This is a genomic window from Pseudoalteromonas sp. 19-MNA-CIBAN-0066 (assembly GCF_040308705.1).
GTDB classification, from domain to species: domain Bacteria; phylum Pseudomonadota; class Gammaproteobacteria; order Enterobacterales; family Alteromonadaceae; genus Pseudoalteromonas; species Pseudoalteromonas nigrifaciens.
In genome coordinates, this window is record NZ_JBEONZ010000245.1 from 1 (window position 1) to 265 (window position 265).

Here is a 265-nt window from a genome sequence, read left to right on the forward strand (position 1 = left end):
GCTTTAATCTCATCAAATCAAGTTCGTACCGGGTTTATGCCAAAAATCCCGCATGACTACCCGCAAATAAATCTAGAAATGAATGACAATGTATCTGACATACAAACAATAAATGCTATTCGTGAAATAGAAGCGATGGTGATTGCGATTGATGAAGATACCGAACGCAAATATGGTCAAAAACTCATAAGAGATATTTTAGTATTTAACCAAGGGCGAACTGAAGCACAAGTGCTTGTTCCCCTTGTTGATGAAAGTATAAGGC

General features: G+C 37.4%; 1 protein-coding gene. It reads left to right on the forward strand.

All coding sequences use genetic code 11. The annotated features are described in order from the left end of the window. The coding region (locus tag AAEZ18_RS19000; RefSeq protein ID WP_352255971.1) for a hypothetical protein at positions 1-265 on the forward strand (265 nt) is incomplete at both ends.